Here is an 18,271-nt window from a genome sequence, read left to right as displayed (position 1 = left end):
TGAAAAACGTGCTGCGGATCAAGCAATAATTGTGCCGCGATCGGCTAAGGCGGTGCAGTGCCGGGCGTTGCGGGCGGCGTGGCCGACTCCGCGTGGGCTTGGTGCGCGCCAATCCAGCGCTCCAACTGCAGCGCCGGCAACGCCGGCGCGAACAGGAACCCCTGCAGCACGTCGCAGCCGAGCTGCGACAGGAAGGCCCGCTGCGCTTCGGTTTCGACGCCCTCGGCGACCGTATGCATGCGCAGGCTCTCGCCGATGCGCAGCACCGAGGTGGTCAGCGCGCGTGCGGTCTCGCTGTGTTCCAGGTCGCGCACGAAGCTCATGTCCAGCTTGAGTTCGTTGACCGGCAGCTGGTGCAGATGGCTGAGGCTGGAATAGCCGGTGCCGAAATCGTCCAGCGACAGGCGCACGCCGCTGGCCTGCAATTGACGCAGGTTGTCCAGCACCGCCGGGGCGTTGGACAGCATGACGCTCTCGGTCATCTCCAGCGCCAGGTCGCCGGGCCCCAGCGCATGCGCGCTCAGCACCTGGGCCACGCGCGCCGGCAACTGCGCATCGGCGAAGTTGCTGGCCGACAGGTTGATCGCCACGCGCGGCACCGGCACGCCGCGCAGGCGCCAGTCGGACATCTGCCGGCAGGCCTGGCGCAGCACCCACTGGCCGAGTTCCTCGATCAGCCCGCATTCCTCGGCCATGGGCACGAAGCGCGCCGGCGAGATGTCGCCCAGATGCGGGTGCTGCCAGCGCAGCAGCGCTTCCACGCCATACAGCGCATAGGGCGGCTGGCTGTGCAGCTGCGGCTGGTAGTGCAATTGCAGCTGGTCGCGGCGCAACGCTTCGCGCAGCGCGGTCTCCAGCGCCACGCGTTCCTGCGCCATGCGGTTCATGTCGGCGCTGAAGAAGCGGAAACTGCCGCCGCCTTCGTTCTTGGCCCGGTACATGGCCAGGTCGGCGTGGCGCAGCAGCGTCTCGATGTCGCGGCCGTCGTCGGGGAACATCGCCACGCCGATGCTGGCGCCCGGGTGCAGGGTCACGTGGCCGACCACCAGCGGCTCGGCCAGCGCCAGCAACAGGCGCTCGGCGACCCCGGCGGCCTGCTCGGCGCCGCATTGCGGCAGCATCAGCACGAACTCGTCGCCGGCCTGGCGGCCGATCAGGTCGGTCGCGTTCAAGGTCTCGCCCAGGCGCCGCGCGATGTCGCGCAGCATGCCGTCGCCGGCGGCATGGCCCTGGGTCTCGTTGACGCGCTTGAAGCGGTCGATGTCGACGAACAGGATCGCCACCGGAAACGCGTGGTATTCGGCGGCGGCCAGCGCCTGCTCGGCGCGGGCGCTGAACATCACCCGGTTGGGCAGACCGGTCAGCGAGTCGTAGAACGCCAGCTGGTGCACGCGCGCCTTGGTCTGCTCGCGCTCCAGCGCCAGCGCGCACAGGTGCAGGCACAGCTCGATCAGCCGCAGGTGCCAGGCCTGCGGCTCGCATGACTCGCGGTAATACAGCGCGAAACTGCCGAGCACGCGCCCGCCGCTGGACTTGATCGGGCTGGCCACGCAACTGCCCAGGCCCAGGCGCTGCACCAGCGCGCGGTGCTCGGCGAACAGCGGATCGGTGGCGGCATCGCGCACCAGCACCTGCTTGCCGCGCCAGATCGCGGCGCCGCAGGCACCGGCGGCGGGACCCACGCGCATGGCTTCGACCGCCTCGTTGAAGACGGTCGGCAGGCTCGGCGAGGCCAGCGGGTGCAGCCGCCCGTCGCCGTCGACGCTGATGATCGAGGCCACCACCTGCGGGGCGATGCGCTCGACCTCGCTGCAGATCAGCGCGGCCACGTCGACCAGCGGCTGTTCGCGGACCAGCGCATCGAGCACGTTCTTGTGCAGGATCTCGTGCATCTTGCTCTGGGTGATGTCGGTGAACGAGAGCACGTAGTGCTGGATGCCGCCGTCCGCGTCGGCGATCGGGTTGGCCATCAGCGTGGTCCACAACGGCGTGCCGTCCTTGCGGTAGACCAGCAGGTCGGTCTGGTGGCCCACGCCGCTGACCACGCGTTCGCGGGTCAGTCGTACCGCCTGCATGTCGGTGCCGGCGCCCGGCAGCACGCTGCTCGGCAGCAGCCCGCGCACTTCCTCGGCGTCATAGCTGAACATGTGCGCGAACCCGGCATTGACGTACAGGATCGCCAACTTCGGGTCGCACACCACGATGGCGTTGTCGCTGCGGTCCAGGGCCAGCGACAGCAGCCGCATCCTGGCGTCGCGCTCGCGTTCGGCGCTGATGTCGCGCACGAACACCACATACAGCGGCGCCGGCTGCTGCGGCACCGTGGCTGCGCTGACCGATACCCAGCGTTGCACGCCGTCGTTGCCCGGCAACTGCAGTTCGTAGCCGTCGCCGGGCGTGTCGGTGCGCTGGCGCATGCACCTGGCCAGGAACGCCGCGCGCGCGTCGTCCGCCACCAGCTCGCCGAGCGAACGCCCCAGCACCTGCGACTGCGACAGGCCCCACAGCGCCTCGGCGGTCTGGTTGAAGGCGAGGATGCGCGCGTCGGCGTCGATCACCACCACGCCGTCGGGCGCCTGCTGCAGGCAACTCAGCAGGGCCTGCTCGGACTCCTGCAGCCCGCCCAGGCCGGGCGCCGCGGCCGCAGCGGCGTCGCTGGGCGCGTTCGGGGGGCGGACGCGCTGGCGTGGCATGGAATCAGCGGGCCTGGTTGGACAAGGCGATCAGGCGTTCGGCGATCCGGTCCAGCGGCAACACCTCCTGTGCCGCGCCGAGCCGGAACGCGGTGCCTGGCATGCCCCAGACCACGCTGGTGGCTTCGTCCTGGACCAGGGTGCTGGCGCCGGCCTGCAGCATTTCCAGCAGGCCGCGCGCGCCGTCGTCGCCCATGCCGGTCAGTACCGCGCCGATCGCGTTGGCGCCGGCGTTGCGCGCCACCGACTGGAACAGCACGTCCACCGCCGGCTTGTGCCGGTTGACCGGGGGGCCGTCGTCGATCTTGCAGCGCCAGCGCGCGCCGTCGCGGACCACCTGCAGGTGCTTGCCGCCGGGCGGCAGGTAGGCGTGGCCGGGCAGGATCGCTTCGCCCTCGCTGGCCTCGCGCACCGCCATCGCCGAGTGCCGGTTGAGGCGGTCGGCGAAGGCGGTGCTGAAGCCGGCCGGCAGGTGCTGGGTCATCACCACCGCCGGCGCGTCGGCCGGCATGCCTTCCAGGACCACGCGCAGCGCCTCGGTGCCGCCGGCGGACGCGCCGATCGCGATCAGCCGGTCGGTGGTGCGGAATTTCAGCGTGGACACGGCACTGGGCGTGGCCACGGCGTTGCCGGCGGGCCGCGGCGCGGCCGGGCGGTCGAGCGCGCGGACCTTGGCCTTGGCCGCGGCCTTGACCTTGCCGATGATTTCCTCGGCGTATTCCTCCAGGCCGCGCGCCACGTCGAGCTTGGGCTTGGAGATGAAATCGACCGCGCCCAGCGCCAGCGCCTGCAGCGTGGTGTCGGCACCGCGTTCGGTCAGCGAGGAGATCATCACCACCGGCGTGGGCCGCAGCCGCATCAGGTTTTCCAGGAACGCCAGGCCGTCCATGCGCGGCATTTCCACGTCCAGGGTGATCACGTCCGGATTGAGCCGCTTGATCTTCTCGCGGGCCAGGATCGGATCGGCGGCCGAGCCGACCACCTCGATGCCGGGCGCGCGCGACAGGATCTCGGTCAGCATCTGCCGCACGACTGCGGAGTCGTCGACGATCAGCACGCGGCAGGGGGGTTCTGACGTCATTCGAACAACTCCACGGCCCCGGTGACCGGCGCTTTGGCGAGGCGGGCACGCACCGCCGATTCGGCGGCGGCGACTTCGGCTTCTTCGTGCGCATGCGGCAGGCGCTGCACGACCACGCGGCCGGTGGTGGGGAAGAACCAGATCTTGCGCGGATGGATGCCGCGCAGGTCCTCGGCCACCACCGGAATCTGCTCGGCTTTCAGATAGTTCAGCACGAACTCGGCGTTGCGGGTGCCGACCGGGTTGTTGGTGAAGCCCTTGAGCACGTTGCCGCCGCCGAACACCTTGGCCTCCAGGCGGCTGCGGTTGGCGCCGCGCTTGAGCAGGTCGTTGATCAGCACTTCCATCGCATAGCTGCCGTAGCGCGCCGGTGCGCCGTCGCCGGCCTGGCCGTCGGGCAGCATGAAATGGTTCATGCCGCCGATCTTCAGCAGCGGGTCGCGGATGCAGGCGGCCACGCAGGAACCGAGGATGGTGGTCAGCGCGGTGTCGTCGTCCACCACCAGATACTGGGTCGGCAACAGCTTGGCCGCCATGGTCTGGAAGCGGGTGTCGTGGTAGCGCATCACCTGATCCGCGACCATCGTGGCGGCTCTCATGCGCGTGCCTTGGCGGCGCGGCGGTACAGCGTGCGGCCGCAGGGCTGGATCAGGTCGGCCGCATGCAGGTAGTTTTCCGAATGGCCGGTGTAGAGCATGCCTTCGTCGTCCAGATGCGGGATCAGCCGTGACAGGATGCCACGTTGGGTGGGCTTGTCGAAATAAATCATCACGTTGCGGCAGAACAGCGCCAGGTACGGGCCGCTGACGTCGTAGCGCGGCTCCAGCAGGTTCAACTGGCGGAACTCGAGCAGTTCGCGCAGCGCTGGCACCACCCGGCACTGGCCTTCGTTGGCGCCGCTGCCGCGCTGGAAGTACTTGCGCTTGAGCGCCGGGTCCAGGCTGGAGATGCGATCGACCGCGTACACGCCGCGCGAGGCGGTCGCCAGCACCTGGGTGTCCACGTCGGTGGCCAGGATCCGCACCGGCGGGGTCAGCGTGCCGAACGCCTCGCAGGCGGTGATCGCCAGCGAATACGGCTCCTCGCCGGTGGAGGCGGCGCACGACCAGATCTTCACCGGCGCCGAGGCGGCGTGCTTGTGCAGCTCCTCGCGCAGGCGCTCGAAGTGGTGCGGCTCGCGGAAGAACGAGGTCAGGTTGGTGGTCAGCGCATTGGTGAACGCCTCCCACTCGTCGCCGCCGTCGCGCTCCAGCCAGTCCAGGTAGTCGCGGAACGAGCGCAGGCCCAGCGTGCGCAGGCGCCGCGACAGGCGGCCGTAGACCATGTCGCGCTTGGCCGGGGCCAGGGCGATGCCGGCCTTCTGGTAGATCAGGTCGCAGACCCGCTTGAAATCGCGATCGCTGAATTCGAAGTCGCGATTGTCGGAACCGGGTTGGGGCAGGGAAGACGTTGGAGTGGCCATGGCTCGCAGCGGTGATCGGTCCATCGGGTTATCGGCCGGCAGCGGATGAAGTTGACGCCGGAAGCAGGAGCCGATGGCTGCGGCTGGATTAGCGCGTGGCGTAGGCCGGCGCGTCGGCGTCGGCGTGCAGCGCTTGGCGAGCGTCGAGACGGTTCAGCGCCTCCAGGTCGGGGAACAGGGCGCGGTGCGGCGGCAGTGCCTGGTGCGTGGACAGTTCGCCGGCACGCTCGCGATCGCCGGCACGCACCGCGGCGCTGATCTGGCGGTGCAGCGACAGGTAGGCGTCCAGTTCGGCCTGGACGCCGGCGAAGCGGCGGCGTTCTGCGCCACTCGGCCTGGTGGCGATGTACAGCGCCACCTGCGTGTGGGCGCCCCGCAGCGATTGCTGGATGCGCCGGTCGTAGTGGGCCACCTGCGCCGGATTGCCGGTCGCGGCGATCAGCGACAGCTGGTCCAGGCGCAATTGCGCCAGCTGCGCGCGCAGCTGGCACAAGGCCATGGCCGAGGGTGCCTGCCGGGTCTGTAGCCGCAGCGGGCGGGCGCGCGAGTCGTCGAGGCTGCGGATGCTCCGCTGCGCCACCCCGATCAGCATGGCGTAGCCGAGCACGCACAGCAGCGAGGCGGGCAGGGACGATCCCTGATCGTGATGGCGCGGGATCTCATGCTCCCGAAGCGGCCATGGCTGGCTGCATTCACATGGCGTCAACGGGATAGCGACTGTGACGCCAGCCGCTTGAGATCGCCTGCGTCCAGTTCCGGCGCAAATGGGATGCGCGCCGGATTGCGGGACTGAACGCGGCGACGCGCGCGGAACTGCGCCCGGGCCGCTTAGCTCACCGCCTCCTGTCTGGTGACCGCCTGGCGGGGCGCCGGCCTGCTTGCCCCAGGGCGCGACGGCGCGGCCGCGGGCGCGTCCGCGGCGTTGCCCGCCTGCAGCTTGAACACCGCCACCGCGGCGCTGAGCTGGCCGGCCTGTTCCTCCATCGCGCGTGCCGCGGCAGTGGCCTCCTCGACCAGGGCGGCGTTCTGCTGGGTGGCCTGGTCCATCTGGGTGACGGTGTGGTTGACCTGCTCGATGCCGGCGGACTGCTCCTGCGAGGCGGCGGAGATCTCGCCCATGATGTCGGTGACGCGCTGCACCGAGGACACGATCTCGTGCATGGTCTGGCCGGCCTGGCGCACCAGCGCCGAGCCGTTGCCGACCTGCTCGACCGAGTCGTCGATCAGGCCCTTGATCTCCTTGGCCGCGCCGGCCGAGCGCTGGGCCAGGGTACGCACTTCCGAGGCGACCACGGCGAAGCCGCGGCCTTGCTCGCCGGCACGCGCCGCTTCCACCGCGGCATTCAAGGCCAGGATATTGGTCTGGAAGGCGATGCCGTCAATGACCGAGATGATGTCGGCGATTTTCCTGGAGGAGGTCTCGATGCCGCTCATGGTGCTCACCACCTGGCCGACCACCGCGCCGCCCTGCGAGGCGACCGTGGCCGCACCCAGCGCGAGCTGGTTGGCCTGGCGGGCGTGTTCGGCGTTCTGGCGCACGGTGGAGGTCAGTTCCTCCATCGAGGCGGCGGTTTCCTCCAGGCTGGCAGCCTGCTGTTCGGTACGCCGCGACAGGTCGTCGTTGCCGGCGGCGATCTCGGTGGCGGCGGCGTTGATGCTGAGCGCGGCGGTCTGGATGCGGCCGACGATGCCGGCCAGTTGCTCGGCGGTGGCATTGGCGTCGTCGCGCATCGTGGCGAACACGCCCTGGAACTGGCCGTGCATGCGCGCGCTCAGGTCGCCGGCGGCGATGGCCTGCAGCAGCGTGGACAGCGCGTCCAGGTTGCCGTCGGCGGTGGCCATCAGCTGGTTGAGGCTGTCGACCATGGCGCGGAACTCGTACTGGAAGCGCTGCGCCTCGCCGCGCGCGCTGAAATCTCCGGCCGCGGCGGCACTGGCGAGCTGGTTGATCTCGCGATTCATCGCGCTCAGGTTGTGCTTGACCGTGTCCATGGTCTCGGTCAGCAGCGCCTTCTCGCCGGGCAGACGGTCCATCTCCTCACTGAGGTCGCCGATCGCGTAGCGGCCCATGATCTGCGCCAGGCGCTGGGTGACCGCGATATGCGAGGCGGCCAGCGCATTGCTGTCGCGGACCATGCGCCCGTAGTCGCCGGGGAAGGCGCGCTCGTCCATGCGGTGGCTGATCTGGCCGGCGTCGTGGCGTTGCGCCATTTCCAGTTGCGCGGCCAATACCGCCTTCAGCTGCTGCTGCATGTGACGCATGCTGTTCAGCAACTGCCCTGGCTCGTCCGCGGGCTGGGGGCCGATGCGGTTGTCCAGTTCGCCCTGGGCGATGGCTTCGGCAACCTGGGTGGCCTGGCGCAGCGGCCGCACCAGGCTGCGCGCGATCAGCCACGCCAGCAGGACCGCCAGGCTGGCCGACAGCAGGCCGAAGCCAAGCAGCGCACGGTTGGCCAACGCCACCTCGGCGAGGATGGTCGCCGCGCCGTTCGCGTTCTGCCGGTTCTGCAGTTCCACCGCTGCCGCGATTGCATGCGAGCGTCGGTCGATCAGGGGTTGCGCCGCGCCGCGCAGCAGTTGCTTGGCGCCTTCCAGGTCCCCGGCGCGGGACAGGTCGAGTACGCGGCTGTTGGCGGCGCGCGCCGCGTCGAGGCTCTCCCTGATCTCCCGACGGGCGGCCATGCCGGCGGCGGTGGCCGGCAGCGTCTGCAGTTCCGCCCAGAGCCTGGCGTAATGGGCGCGATTGCTCTGCAGCAGTCGGTCGATCTCAGGTTGCTGCTGCGCGCTGGCCAGCATGAAGTCGCGAATGTAGCGCTCGCCGAGCATGTTTCTTTCGCGCATCTGGTTGAGCAGCGCGGCCTTGCGGTTGTTGATCTCGATGATGATCGAAACCTGTTGCTTCACGGTACTGAACTGGTAGAGCGCCAGAGCGATGGAGCACAGCAGCAAGGCGATGAGCGCGGCAAAGGCGAATGCGAGGCGTCGCCCGACGCTGAGCGAGTGAATGAAGTTCATTGGATCCTGGGGGGGGGGGGGGAGGGGGGCACATTGATAGCGCGCGCGCGCCGGGTTTCTTGAGGGCCCGGTGCGCGATATGTGCGGTAGTTCGAAATTGGCGGGCGAAAGTCCCGGCATCGCCGCCGAGGCCTGGTAGAGGAGAGTCCGCCGCGCAGCGCGGGCATCGGCATGCGCGGCCGGTCTGCGCGGGGCGGCTGGTTGGCGGCACCGGCACTGGACCGGGCGATCGGCAACGCCGCGCGGAACGTGAATCGGCCGGCCGATCGCAACCCGATGCGTCATGCCTGGACCGAGCTGGGACGGGCCGCGCTTGCGCCGCCGGGGCGCGGCGCGATCCGCGGCGGCAGCGCAGCATGGGACCCCGCGTCGAGCGTGAACGCCGCCACCGCTGCGCTCAGCTGCACGGCCTGTTGTTCCAGCGCCCGTGCCGATGCGCCGGCTTCCTCGACCAGGACGGCGTTCTGCTGGGTGGCCTGGTCCATCTGGGTCACGGTCTGGTTGACCTGTTCGATGCCGGCGGACTGCTCCTGCGAGGCGGCGGAGATCTCGCCCATGATGTCGGTCACGCGCTGCACCGAGGACACGATCTCGCTCATGGTCTGCCCGGCCTTGCCGACCAGCGCCGAGCCTTCGGCGACGCGAGTGATCGAGTCGTCGATCAGGCGCTTGATCTCCTTGGCCGCGCCGGCCGAGCGCTGGGCCAGCGTCCGCACCTCGCTGGCGACCACGGCGAAGCCGCGGCCCTGTTCGCCGGCACGCGCCGCCTCCACCGCGGCGTTCAAGGCCAGGATATTGGTCTGGAAGGCGATGCCGTCGATGACCGAGATGATGTCGGCGATTTTCCTGGAGGAGGTCTCGATGCCGCTCATGGTGCTCACCACCTGGCCGACCACCTCGCCGCCCTGCGCGGCGACCGCCGCGGCGCCCACCGCCAACTGGTTGGCCTGGCGGGCGTGGTCGGCATTCTGCTTGACCGTGGATGTCAGTTCCTCCATCGAGGCGGCGGTTTCCTCCAGGCTGGCGGCCTGCTGCTCGGTACGCCGCGACAGGTCGTCGTTGCCGGCGGCGATCTCGGTGGTGGCGGTCGTGATGTTCTGCGCCGCGTCCTGGATGCGGCCGACGATGTCGGCCAGTCGATCGGCGGTGGTGTTGGCGTCGTCGCGCATCGTGGCGAACACACCGTGGAACTGGCCGTGCATGCGCGCACTCAGGTCGCCGGCGGCGATGGCCTGCAGCAGGGCGGACAGCTGGCCCAGGTTGCGGTCGCTGACCGCCATCATCGCGTTGAGGCCTTCCACCATCAACCTGAAATCGTGCTGGAAATGCGCCGCATCGCCGCGTGCGCTGAAGTCGCCGGCCGCGGCCGCGGCGGCCAGGCGCTTGATCTCGGTATTGATCGCCAGCAGGCTGGCCTTGGCCGCGTCCATCGATTCGTGCAGCACCGCGCGGCTGCCCGGCAGGCGCCGCGCATCGCGGCGCAGGTCGCCGTTGGCGTATTCGTTGAGCACCGCGATCGCATCGACGATGGCGTCCAGGTGCTCGAACATCATCGTGTTGATGCTTTTGCTGAGCTCGCCGTACACGCCGGGGAAGTCCTGCGGCATGCGGTGCGACATGTCCTTGTCGGCGTGCAGCACCGCCATCTTCGCCGTCTCGCTGGAGAAGCGTTCCAGCATCTGGATCATCTCGCCGGTGGCGCGCAGCATCTGCCCGGTCTCGTCGCGTCCGGGATTGTCGATGCGTACGCTGAGGTCGCCGCGGGAGACGGCGCGGATCGCCTGCAGCGTGCGCGACACCGGCACCAGCACCGAGCTGCCGATCAGCCAGTTGATGCCGAAGGTGATCAGCACCAGCACGCCGCCGGCCACGGTCATCACCGCGGTGAACAGCAGCGCCTGCGCCTGCACGTCGTCCATGTACACGCCGGTGCCGATGACCCAGTTCCAGGGCTTGAACGGCGCGTTGTAGGACACCTTCTCGACCGGCTTCTCGTTGCCGGGCTTGGGCCACAGATAGTCCACATAGCCGCCGCCGGCCGCCGCCGCTGCGGCGAACTGGAGGAAGATCGGCTTGCCGTCGGCGCTGAGTACGTTGCCGAGGTCCTTGCCGACCAGGTCGTGGCGGGTCGGATGCATCAGCATGGTCGGATGCATGTCGTGCACGTAGAAATAATCCACGCCGTCGCGGGCGCGCATCGATTCCAGCGTGGCCAGCGCGGTGCGCTGCGCCTCGGCCAGCGGCATCTGCCCGCCATCCACCTTGGCCGCATAGGCCCGGACCACGCCGATCGCCAGTTCGATCTGGCTCTTCAACGCCTGCTCGCGGGTGTTGCGGATGTCCACGTACTGCATGCGCGCGGCAATGATCGCCAGCAGGACGATGCCGCCGCCGAGCAGCAGGGTTTGCCAGACGAACTTGCGACGCAGCGGCAGATCCGACAGGCGTGCGACGAGCGACGGATACGACATTGGATGGACGCCTTCGAGCGATACTCGAAAGTCTTAACGGCGCAGCGGTCACAAAGTTGAGACAAACCTCGCACCGGCCCGGACCGGGCGGCGCGGCCGGCATCGCGCGATGCGTCCGGCAAAAAAATCCCCGGCGCGGGGCCGGGGATCGGGAAGTGCCTGAACGCGGCGACTGCCGGCGGCTCAGAACTCCTGCCAGTCCGAGTCGGCCAGGGCCGGTACGGACTTCTTGCTGCGGGTGGCCAGCGCCGGCTTGCTCGCCGCTGCGGCGGCCGGCTTCTTCGCCACCGTGCGGATCGAGTGCACCTGCGCCTGGCGCGGCACCGGCGCGCTGGCCGGCGGCTGTTCCACGCGGAAGATCGAGACCGCTTCGGTCAGCTGCCCGGCCTGTTCTTCCATCGAGCGTGCGGCAGCGGTGGCTTCTTCCACCAGCGCGGCGTTCTGCTGGGTGGTCTCGTCCATCTGGGTGACGGTCTGGTTGACCTGCTCGATACCGGACGACTGCTCCTGCGACGCGGCCGCGATCTCGCTCATGATGTCGGTAACGCGCTGCACCGAGGACACGATCTCGGTCATGGTCTGGCCGGCCTGGCGCACCAGCGCCGAGCCGTTGGCGACCTGGCCGACCGAGGCGTCGATCAGGCCCTTGATCTCCTTGGCCGCATTGGCCGAGCGCTGGGCGAGGGTACGCACTTCCGAGGCGACCACGGCGAAGCCGCGGCCCTGTTCGCCGGCGCGCGCGGCTTCCACCGCGGCGTTGAGCGCCAGGATGTTGGTCTGGAAGGCGATGCCGTCGATGACCGAGATGATGTCGGCGATCTTCTTCGAGGAGGTCTCGATGCCGCTCATGGTGGTCACCACCTGGCCGACCACGTCGCCACCTTGCGAGGCGACTGCAGCCGCACCGACCGCGAGCTGGTTGGCCTGGCGCGCATGCTCGGCGTTCTGCTTGACCGTGGAGGTCAGTTCTTCCATCGAGGCGGCGGTTTCTTCCAGGTTCGCCGCCTGCTGCTCGGTGCGGCGCGACAGGTCGTCGTTGCCGGCGGCGATCTCGCCGGCCGCGGCGTTGATGCTGGCCGCGGCGGTCTGGATGCGGCCGACGATGGCGGCGAGCTGCTCGGCGGTGGCATTGGCGTCGTCGCGCATGGTCGCGAACACGCCGTGGAACTCGCCGTGCATGCGCGCGGTGAGGTCGCCCTGCGACAACGCGGTCAGCAGCTTGGAGACTTCGCCGATGCTGTCGCCGTTGGCCTGCAGCAGGCCGTTGAGCTGCTGCGCCAGCTGCAGGAAGAAGCCCTGCTTGCCGTCGGTGACCACGCGCCTGGACAGGTCGCCGGCGGCGGCGGCCTGCACGATCTTGGCCACTTCCTCTTCGACCTGGGCCTCGACGGTGCGGTCGCGTGATTCGCAGACGAAGCCGACATGGCTGCCGTGCGCGTCGCGGATGCTGGAGACGATCTGGGCGATGCGGGCATGGCCGTAGGCCATCTCGCGTTCGGCCACGCCCTGCTTCTCGATCGCGGCCACGGTGCGGGTGTCGATCTGATTGCCGTATTCCAGCACCGACAGCGAGGAGCCGACCAGCGGCATGCTCGAGTCGAACGCCGGGGCGACCTTGTGGATCTGGTCGGCGTACTTGTCGACGATGCCCTGCATCGACGGGTTCGCGTAGACGATGGTGTAGTCCAGGTCGGCGATGAACATGCCGGTGGAGGAGTTGTCCAGCGCGGTGCGGATGCGCAGGTTCTCGGACGCCACCGCCGCGTCGCGCTCGGTGCGCTCGCGCAGATCCTGCTGCATGCGCTTGAGCGCCTGCATCAGTTCGCCGATCTCGTCCCTGCCGCTGGCGTCGATGTGCCCGTCGAGCTTGCCGGCGGCGACTTCGTTGGCGATCTTGACCGCGCCGCGCACGTTGCTGGCCAGCACGCGCCCGAACAGCCAGGCCAGGCCCAGCGCGCCGGCGACACCGATCAGCAGGCAGACCAGCAAGGTCGCCGAGGCCTTGCCGTAGGTGCTGTTGGCGGCATCCGCTGCGGCCTGCGCCTGGCGATTGTTCTCGGCGATCAGCTCGATCACGTCGGCCACGACCTTGTTGTGCAGGGTGCGGGTTTCGCCGGTGAAGGTGTCGATCGCATCGTCGTGCAGCTCCAGCTGCAGCATCTCGTCAACCGACTGGTAGGAAGCGACCACCTTTTTCCAATCGGCCGCGGTGCGCTCGTAGATCGCCCGTTCCTGCGGGGTGCCGATCAGCGGCGGATACTTGGCGATGATTTCGTCCATGCGCTTCTTCAGCGCGACCTTGCGCGTTTCCGCTTCCTTCTTGATCGCATCGCTGCTGCGGATCAGGCTCTGGTAGGCCGCGCTACGGTATTCGCCGAGGATGCCGCGCATCTCGCCGCCGGTGCGCACGCTGGGCACCACCTGGTTGGAGGCATTGTCGGCCACCTTGTTGATCGAACGCAGGCCGTTGTAGGCGACCAGCCCCTGCACCAGCATGATGGCGAGCACGAGACCGAACGCCAGCATCAGCTTCGGCATCAGCTTTAGATTCTTTATCCACTGCATGAACGCATTTCCCCTAGGTTCGACGACGGCGACGAAGCACCCAAAAAACAAAAGCGCCGCCATGCCGGAAGCGCGAGGGCTCCGGCGTGGCGACGCTCCGTCTTACTTGATCGTGGCCAGCTTCAGGCTGGACGGCGCGCTGACCTGGATCTCGGCGCGCGAGCTGTCGCGTTCGATCTTGCCGATCACGCACACGTCCTTGCCTTCCAGGGTTTCCGGCGCGAAGCCGAACTTGCCGCGGTCGGCGCCGGCGATGCGCGCGGAGAAGGTGTGGCGCGGGAACATGCCGCCCATGTACAGGAAGGTCGGCTCGCCTTCGGAGTTCTGCGCGTACTTGGCCTTCTCGACCTTGCCGCAGACCATGCCGTCCTTGCCGACGAAGCGGGCCGCCATCTCCGGCGGGATCATCTGCTGCGACTGGGCGAAGGCGCTCGGGCTGGCGGCAAGCAGCAGGACCAGCAACAGGGGAAAGCTCGGCTTCATGGGGGGAACTCCTTCAGGGGTGGGCGAATGGGTCGGCCCAGGTGCTGGATCGGGCCACCTATCAGCTATCGGCGTGGTCACGACGAACTTGACCGGCGCAAGTGATAAACAGTTCGCATTTCCGAAAGAAAAAACCCGCCAATGGACGGCGGGTCGGGAATTGCGTGCGCAACCGCGGCGCGAGCGGCTCAGGCGGCTTCGTCGACGTGCGCGTGCTGGCTCAGGTCGGCGCTGTCGAGCAGGGTCTCGATGTCCAGCAGGATCAGCATCTTGTCGTCCTGGGTGCCGATGCCGGAGATGAAGCGGGTGTCCACCGCGGCACCGAATTCGGGCGTCGGCCGGATCTGGTCCTCGTTCAACGGGATCACGTCGGAGACGCTGTCCACGACGATGCCGACCACGCGGTCCTCGACGTTGAGCACGATCATCACCGTGAAGGCGTCGTAGCGCGCTTCCTTCAGGCGCAGCTTCAGGCGCAGGTCGATCACCGGCACGATGGTGCCGCGCAGGTTGATCACGCCCTTGATGTACTCCGGGGCGTCCGGAACCCGGGTGACCGAGTCGTAGCCACGGATTTCCTGCACTTTCAGGATATCGACGCCGTAATGCTCTTCGCCGAGGGTGAAGCTGAGGAATTCGCCGCCGGTGGCACCGGAGGCAGAGGTGTTCTTGTCGTTCATCGTGTGCTCCTGGTGCGCACGGGATTGCGGAGGGATGGCGGGAATGGGGAAGCTTGGCTCATGGACTAGATCGGCGTGGTGGGGCAGAACTTTAGCGGGCCTGCAAGCGTCCGGCCGGCCTGGTGCATGCGATGCGGGCGACATGGCCTGGAGCCGCTCCCACCGGGTTTGCCGTGTGCGGTCGGGGCGCTCTTCAGGACAGCACGCCGCTCTTGCGCGCGCTGCGCTGGCGCTCGATGCGGAAGATGTAGCGCTGGATCGCCGCGTCGGCGCCGCGCGGCAGCTCGGCGAAGCGCAGCCCCACCCGCAGCGTGTCCTGGCCGTTGGCCAGCTTGTGCGGATACATGTTGCAGACCTGCAGGGTCAGCTTGATGGCGTCGGCATCGGGTAGCTGCAGCACGCAGTGCGGATAGCTCTGGCGCTGCTCCGGCAGCGGCTGGCCGGGGACCAGCGCCACCGCCAGGCCGCCGCCGCTGATGTCGATGACGCGCAGCACCAGTTCGGTGGGCGGGCTGGCGTCGTCCAGCCGCAGCATGCACATCGGCGATTCGGTGATCGGCGTTTCCAACCGGAAGTGCTCGCGGCGCTGCAGGTAGTACAGCGAATCGGGCAGCGGGGCACGGAAACCGGGAACGCCGTCGTTCTCGACCCGTTCCAGGTCGGCGATGCGGAAGCGCAGGCGCACCTTGTCCAGCTGTGCGAAGCACAACAGGTAGTCGGCCTGCTCGGCAGAGCGGTTGCAGGCCTCGTTGACGCTCAGGTCCAGCAGCAGGCTGTCCTCGTCCAGTTCCAGCAGCGCGGTCGAGAACGACTGGTCGCGGCCGCCCAGATGCGCGCTGACCTGCGAGCGTTGGTTGATCAGCGACTGCAGCAGCTGCCGGATCTGGCGCGGGTTGGTCAGCAGGAAGCGGTCGTCCTGTTCCGTCGCCTCGTGCGCGGACGGTTCGTGGGAGTCGCTGGGAATGCCTTCGGCCATGTGTGGACAATAGGAGGGTGGTTGGGGCGGGGCGGCGTATTCCACCCGTCCCACGATCCTATCGGCCGTGTCTGGCTTTTTTGTAGCCTGGATGCAAGGCGGCGACCTTGCTCCCTGCCGCGGCCGGCGCGTGCTGGTCCAGGGTGAACGAGGCGACTGCCCGCGCCAGCTCGCCGGCCTGGCTTTCCATCGAACGCGCGCTGGCGGTGGCTTCCTCGACCAGGGCAGCGTTCTGCTGGGTGGCCTCGTCCATCTGGGTGACGGTCTGGTTGACCTGCTCGATGCCGGCGGACTGCTCCTGCGAGGCGGAGGAGATCTCGCCCATGATGTCGGTGACGCGCTGCACCGAGGACACGATCTCCTGCATGGTCTGGCCGGCGCGGTCGACCAGGGCTGAGCCTGCGGTGACGCGCGCGACCGAATCGTCGATCAGGCCCTTGATCTCCTTGGCCGCGCCGGCCGAGCGTTGGGCCAGCGTCCGCACCTCGCTGGCGACCACGGCGAAACCGCGGCCCTGTTCGCCGGCGCGTGCGGCTTCCACCGCGGCATTGAGCGCCAGGATGTTGGTCTGGAAGGCGATGCCGTCGATGACCGAGATGATGTCGGCGATCTTCTTCGACGAGGTCTCGATGCCGCTCATCGTGGTCACCACCTGGCCGACCACCGCGCCGCCCTGCGAGGCGACCGCGGCGGCGCCGACCGCGAGCTGGTTGGCCTGGCGGGCGTGTTCGGCGTTCTGCTTCACGGTGGAGGTCAACTCTTCCATCGAGGCCGCGGTTTCCTCAAGGCTGGCGGCCTGCTGTTCGGTGCGGCGCGACAGGTCGTCGTTGCCGGCGGCGATCTCGCTGGCGGCGGTATTGATCGCATCCGAGGCGCCCTGGATCTGGCGCACGATCGTCGCCAACTGCTCGGCGGTGGTGTTGGCATGGTCCTTCATGTCGGCATAGACGCCCTGCAGGTCGGCGTCGATGCGGGTGGACAGGTCGCCTGCGGACAGGGCCTGAAGCATGTGCTGGATATGCCCCAGGCCCGAGGCGCTGGCTTCGAGCAAGGCATTGATCTGTTCGGCCAGTTGCAACAGAAAGCCTTGCTTGTTGTCCAGGCGCACGCGTCCGCCCAGGTCGCCGGCGACTGCGCCACGCACGATGCCGGCGATTTCCTCTTCCACGCTCACCTCGTCGGTGCGGTCGGCCCATTCGACGACGAAGCCAAGGCGGTTGCCGTCGCCGTCGATCACCGGATTGACGATCAGGCGCATGGTGTGGCCGCCGACGCGGATCTGCGCGCGGTAGGTGGTGGTCAGCTCGGCCAGCAGGCGCGCCTGGTGCTCGGGGTGGCGATGGAACACGTCGATCGTGTTGCCGATCAGGTTCTGCGCGTCGAACTGCGGCAGGTCCCGGCGCAGGTCTTCCTGCACGTCGCCGAGCATCTGCAGCAGCGGGCGGTTGACGTAGACGATGCGGCGATCGGCATCGGCGATCATCACGTTGGTGCTGACATCGTCCAGCGCGGTGCGCACGCGCAGGTTCTCCGCGGCCACCACGCGTTCGGTGCGCAGCCGTTCGCGCAGGTCGTCGCGCATGCGGCGCATGCCGAGCAGCAGCCGGCTCACGTCGTCATGGCCGTCGCCGACCTCGATATGGCTGTCCAGGCGGCCGCCGGCGATGTCGCCGACCACCTGCTCGACCACCGCCAGCGGCCGCGACACCATGCGTCGCGTCAGCACCAACACCAGCACGGCGCAGCCGACCAGCATCAGTGCGGAGAAGACCAGGATACTTTGCATCAAGCCGTGCAGCGGCGCGTCGATGGCGCTGCGCGGCTGCACGCCGAGCAGGACCCATTGCCAGGGTGCGTAGGCCTGCGCGGTGACCAGGAACGGCTCGGCCGCCGCATCTGCGGTCGCGTCGCGCTTGAGCCGCAGCGTGGCGCTGGCCTGCCTGCCCTCGAGCAAGGCCTGCAGCAAGGGCTTGTCCGCTTCCACCACCAGCGCCTCCACGTTGGCGGCCTTGGAGACCGGGTGCGCGAGCAGTTGCCCGCGCCGCGCCGGGTGCATGTCCACGGCGATGAAGTGGCCGTCTTCGCCGATGCGCGTGCTGCGCAGGCGTTCCTGCAGCGCGGCCAGGCCCTGGGTGTAGTTGCGGCCGACGAACAGCGCGCCGATCAGGTTGCCCTGCGCGTCGTGCAGCGGCTGGTAATGGGTCATGTAGTCGTTGCCGAACAGATGTGCCGGCCCGGTGTAGGGCTTGTTCTGCAGCAGCAGCGCATAGGCGGGATGCGCATGGTCCAGCACGGTGCCGACCACGCGCGCGCCGGACTGGTCGTGCAGCGAGGTCGCGACCCGGACCAGGTCGTCGCCATTGCGCGCGAACACGGTCGCCACGCCGCCGCTGGCCGCGGCGAAGTGGTCCACCGAGGCGAAATCCAGATTCAGCACATGCTGGCCGAGGCGCAGTGTCGGCGTCTGTACGTCGCCGATCTGCACCGTCTTGGCCGGCTCCAGCTGCGGCGCGCCGGCGGGCAACATGGTCGCGAACATCTGCGCCATCCGATCGGTTTCCTCGCTCAGCACCCGGTCGTACATCGCCACCGACTGCTTCATCAGCGTGGTGGCCGACTCGATTTCCTTGAGGACCTGGGCTTCATGGCTGGCGTCGGATTGGCGATAGATCAGGGTGGCCAGCAACACCAGCGCGGCGCTGACAGGGATGGTGAGCAGGGCCGACAGCTTGGTGCCGACCGACAGATGGCTGAATTTTTTCATGACGATGCCTATAGGGCCTTGGTACGCTCGTGTGAGCGGCGCGTGAAGTCGTATCGGCGTCATCCACGGAGAATTGATTGC

The 18,271-nt window shown here is 68.6% G+C and carries 12 protein-coding genes; all 12 read right to left on the bottom strand.

Going from position 1 to position 18,271, the window contains the following annotated elements; genetic code table 11:
• Positions 1–44: 44 nt before the first annotated feature.
• The 12 genes from NRY95_11950 to NRY95_11895 all read right to left on the bottom strand — a co-directional run bounded on the left by NRY95_11950 (position 45) and on the right by NRY95_11895 (position 18,190).
• On the bottom strand, positions 45–2,693 hold the full coding sequence (locus tag NRY95_11950) for an EAL domain-containing protein (GenBank protein UYC14467.1): 2,649 nt from the start codon (positions 2,691–2,693) through the stop codon (positions 45–47).
• 4 nt (positions 2,694–2,697) lie between these two features.
• Positions 2,698–3,774, bottom strand: coding sequence for a chemotaxis response regulator protein-glutamate methylesterase (locus tag NRY95_11945; GenBank protein ID UYC14466.1), 1,077 nt, complete (start codon positions 3,772–3,774; stop codon positions 2,698–2,700).
• Complete coding sequence (gene cheD / locus NRY95_11940; protein ID UYC14465.1) at positions 3,771–4,373, bottom strand: chemoreceptor glutamine deamidase CheD; 603 nt, start codon at positions 4,371–4,373, stop codon at positions 3,771–3,773. Before cheD ends, NRY95_11945 begins: the two co-directional genes overlap by 4 nt.
• Positions 4,370–5,236 carry a chemotaxis protein CheR gene (locus tag NRY95_11935; protein ID UYC14464.1) on the bottom strand — a complete coding sequence of 289 codons (867 nt, stop codon included), beginning with the start codon at positions 5,234–5,236 and terminating at the stop codon, positions 4,370–4,372. The genes cheD and NRY95_11935 overlap by 4 nt, the downstream gene beginning before the upstream one ends.
• Positions 5,237–5,324: 88 nt before the next feature.
• Complete coding sequence (locus NRY95_11930; protein ID UYC14463.1) at positions 5,325–5,843, bottom strand: MCP four helix bundle domain-containing protein; 519 nt, start codon at positions 5,841–5,843, stop codon at positions 5,325–5,327.
• Positions 5,844–6,064: 221 nt separating this feature from the next.
• Positions 6,065–8,251 (bottom strand): methyl-accepting chemotaxis protein, encoded by a 2,187-nt coding sequence (locus NRY95_11925; protein UYC14462.1) that lies wholly within the window; start codon positions 8,249–8,251, stop codon positions 6,065–6,067.
• Between the two features lie 281 nt (positions 8,252–8,532).
• Complete coding sequence (locus NRY95_11920) at positions 8,533–10,722, bottom strand: methyl-accepting chemotaxis protein (GenBank protein UYC14461.1); 2,190 nt, start codon at positions 10,720–10,722, stop codon at positions 8,533–8,535.
• Between the two features lie 183 nt (positions 10,723–10,905).
• Complete coding sequence (locus tag NRY95_11915) at positions 10,906–13,287, bottom strand: methyl-accepting chemotaxis protein (protein UYC18574.1); 2,382 nt, start codon at positions 13,285–13,287, stop codon at positions 10,906–10,908.
• A gap of 102 nt (positions 13,288–13,389) precedes the next feature.
• Positions 13,390–13,770, bottom strand: a complete 381-nt coding sequence (locus tag NRY95_11910) for a hypothetical protein (GenBank protein ID UYC14460.1) — start codon at positions 13,768–13,770, stop codon at positions 13,390–13,392.
• Between the two features lie 188 nt (positions 13,771–13,958).
• On the bottom strand, positions 13,959–14,450 hold the full coding sequence (locus NRY95_11905; GenBank protein UYC14459.1) for a chemotaxis protein CheW: 492 nt from the start codon (positions 14,448–14,450) through the stop codon (positions 13,959–13,961).
• Between the two features lie 193 nt (positions 14,451–14,643).
• Positions 14,644–15,426 (bottom strand): flagellar brake protein, encoded by a 783-nt coding sequence (locus tag NRY95_11900; protein ID UYC14458.1) that lies wholly within the window; start codon positions 15,424–15,426, stop codon positions 14,644–14,646.
• A 58-nt stretch (positions 15,427–15,484) separates the two neighbouring features.
• Positions 15,485–18,190 carry a Cache 3/Cache 2 fusion domain-containing protein gene (locus NRY95_11895; GenBank protein UYC14457.1) on the bottom strand — a complete coding sequence of 902 codons (2,706 nt, stop codon included), beginning with the start codon at positions 18,188–18,190 and terminating at the stop codon, positions 15,485–15,487.
• Between the last annotated feature and the right edge of the window lie 81 nt (positions 18,191–18,271).

It is taken from the genome of Xanthomonas campestris pv. phormiicola (genome assembly GCA_025666215.1).
In the GTDB taxonomy this organism is placed as follows: domain Bacteria; phylum Pseudomonadota; class Gammaproteobacteria; order Xanthomonadales; family Xanthomonadaceae; genus Xanthomonas_A; species Xanthomonas_A campestris_A.
Note: the sequence above shows the minus strand (reverse complement) of the source record. Positions and strands in the feature narration are given on the sequence as shown.

Bases quoted from the DNA above. Each gene is read 5' to 3' on its own strand.
- NRY95_11950 (UYC14467.1), bottom strand. From the start codon at position 2,693: ATGCCACGCCAGCGCGTCCGCCCCCCGAACGCGCCCAGCGACGCCGCT.
- NRY95_11945 (UYC14466.1), bottom strand. From the start codon at position 3,774: ATGACGTCAGAACCCCCCTGCCGCGTGCTGATCGTCGACGACTCCGCA.
- cheD (UYC14465.1), bottom strand. From the start codon at position 4,373: ATGAGAGCCGCCACGATGGTCGCGGATCAGGTGATGCGCTACCACGAC.
- NRY95_11935 (UYC14464.1), bottom strand. From the start codon at position 5,236: ATGGCCACTCCAACGTCTTCCCTGCCCCAACCCGGTTCCGACAATCGC.
- NRY95_11925 (UYC14462.1), bottom strand. From the start codon at position 8,251: ATGAACTTCATTCACTCGCTCAGCGTCGGGCGACGCCTCGCATTCGCC.
- NRY95_11920 (UYC14461.1), bottom strand. From the start codon at position 10,722: ATGTCGTATCCGTCGCTCGTCGCACGCCTGTCGGATCTGCCGCTGCGT.
- NRY95_11915 (UYC18574.1), bottom strand. From the start codon at position 13,287: ATGCAGTGGATAAAGAATCTAAAGCTGATGCCGAAGCTGATGCTGGCG.
- NRY95_11910 (UYC14460.1), bottom strand. From the start codon at position 13,770: ATGAAGCCGAGCTTTCCCCTGTTGCTGGTCCTGCTGCTTGCCGCCAGC.
- NRY95_11905 (UYC14459.1), bottom strand. From the start codon at position 14,450: ATGAACGACAAGAACACCTCTGCCTCCGGTGCCACCGGCGGCGAATTC.
- NRY95_11900 (UYC14458.1), bottom strand. From the start codon at position 15,426: ATGGCCGAAGGCATTCCCAGCGACTCCCACGAACCGTCCGCGCACGAG.
- NRY95_11895 (UYC14457.1), bottom strand. From the start codon at position 18,190: ATGAAAAAATTCAGCCATCTGTCGGTCGGCACCAAGCTGTCGGCCCTG.